The sequence below is a fragment of the Neisseria sp. P0009.S007 genome, from assembly GCF_051962515.1.
This window is the reverse complement of the sequence record NZ_JBQCVF010000275.1, coordinates 1-1705: the sequence shown is the minus strand read 5'-3', so window position 1 is coordinate 1705 and position 1705 is coordinate 1. Positions and strand designations below refer to the sequence as shown.

The following is a 1705-nucleotide window of genomic DNA, read 5'->3' as shown; positions in this document are numbered from 1 at the left end:
TGGCGGTAGTGTCTGCCGCGGCGGCCATGCAGGCCAGCGGCGGTTTGGACTATATGATTAAGATTGCCACGCGCGTGCTGCACCGCAATCCGAAATACATCACTTTTATCGCGCCGGCGGTAACATACACCTTTACCGTGTTGGCAGGTACAGGCCATGTGGCTTACTCGGTCTTGCCCGTGATTGCCGAAGTCAGCCGTCGCAATGGCATCCGTCCTTCCCGTCCTTTGACAATGGCGGTTATCGCTTCCCAATTTGCGATTGTCGCCAGCCCGATTGCCGCTGCCGTTGTTGCCTGCGTCTCCATGCTTGAGCCGCAGCACATCACGATGGCGGACGTGTTGAAAGTCACCGTTCCGTCCACGATTTTGGGTATCGGTTTGGCTTGCGTGTTCGTAAACAAACTAGGCAAAGAGTTGAAAGACGATCCGCATTATCAGGCTTTGTTGAAAGACCCGAACTATGTGAAAGAATACATCGATGTGGAGGAGCAAAAAACCGATGTCACCATTTCGCCGAAAGCCAAATTGTCGGTCGGTATTTTCTTGACTGCGGCATTGCTGGTGGTTGTGATGGGTGCGCTGCCTGAGTTGCGTCCGGCTTTTGAACACGATGGTGCGATCAAGCCTATGGGCATGGCACATACGATTGAAATCGTGATGCTGTCTGCTTCTGCGCTGATTATTTTGGCGTGTAAACCCAATGGCGATGCGATTACCCGAGGTTCGGTATTCCATGCCGGTATGCGTGCCGTGATTGCAGTGTTTGGTGTTGCTTGGTTGGGCGATACCTTGATGAACGGCCACTTGGCAGAAGTGGAATCGACCGTCAGTCATTTGGTTGAATCTGCACCATGGACCTTTGCCTTTGCCTTGTTTATCTTGTCGGTATTGGTCAACAGCCAAGGCGCGACAGTGGCAACGCTGTTCCCAATCGCTATCAAACTGGGTATTCCTGCGCCCATCATCATCGGCACATTTGTCGCGGTAAACGGCTATTTCTTCATTCCGAACTACGGCCCGATTATCGCTTCCATCGACTTTGACGTAACCGGTTCAACCAGAATCGGCAAATTTATCTTCAACCACAGCTTCATGATTCCGGGCTTGTTGAGCATGGCATTTAGTCTGGCGTTCGGTTTGTTGTTGGTTCAACTGTATTATTGATGGACTGAACGATGAAGGCCGTCTGAAATTTAATTTCAGACGGCCTTTTTGATATTGTTATTTGAGAGCTTAATTGCAGTATTTATTGACGTCGTTTTGGTATTGTTTAATCAGGCTGTCGCGATTGGCCAAGCGTGCGCTTTCGGCGACTTGGCGGTTGATTTTGGCGATTTTGCAGTTTTCCAGCTTATTTTGGCGGTTTTGCTCTTCGATTTTTTTATTGCGTTCTTCAATTTGTTTGTTTTGTTCCGCAACCTGTTCGTTGGGTTGCTCAGCAACCGGCTCAGATGCCGCCGAAGCAGGTGCAACGGCAGGTTTGACATTGTGCGTGCGGATGTTGACCACGCCGGAACGCTTCGGTTGCAGGCGGTTTGGCGTATCGGAATAGCTGTTGCCCGATGCGCCTTTCCAAGTGTACACCTCGGCCGCGCCGGTCAGGGCGGCGGAAGAGAGAAGGGCTGTTATCAGACAGGTTTTGAGTACGGAAGATTTCATGGGTTTCCCTTATGTAAATGATGTTCTCATGCGGCTTATTTTAC

General features: G+C 50.6%; 2 protein-coding genes. One reads left to right on the top strand and one right to left on the bottom strand.

The window, feature by feature from the left end; genetic code table 11:
• On the top strand, positions 1-1166 hold a 1166-nt coding region (locus ACTHS3_RS12395), incomplete at its 5' end, for an anaerobic C4-dicarboxylate transporter family protein (protein WP_440368071.1).
• 69 nt (positions 1167-1235) lie between these two features.
• On the opposite strand, the gene ACTHS3_RS12390 is transcribed toward ACTHS3_RS12395, so the two are convergent.
• Positions 1236-1661 (bottom strand): DUF4124 domain-containing protein, encoded by a 426-nt coding sequence (locus ACTHS3_RS12390; RefSeq protein ID WP_070608219.1) that lies wholly within the window; start codon positions 1659-1661, stop codon positions 1236-1238.
• Positions 1662-1705 lie beyond the last annotated feature (44 nt).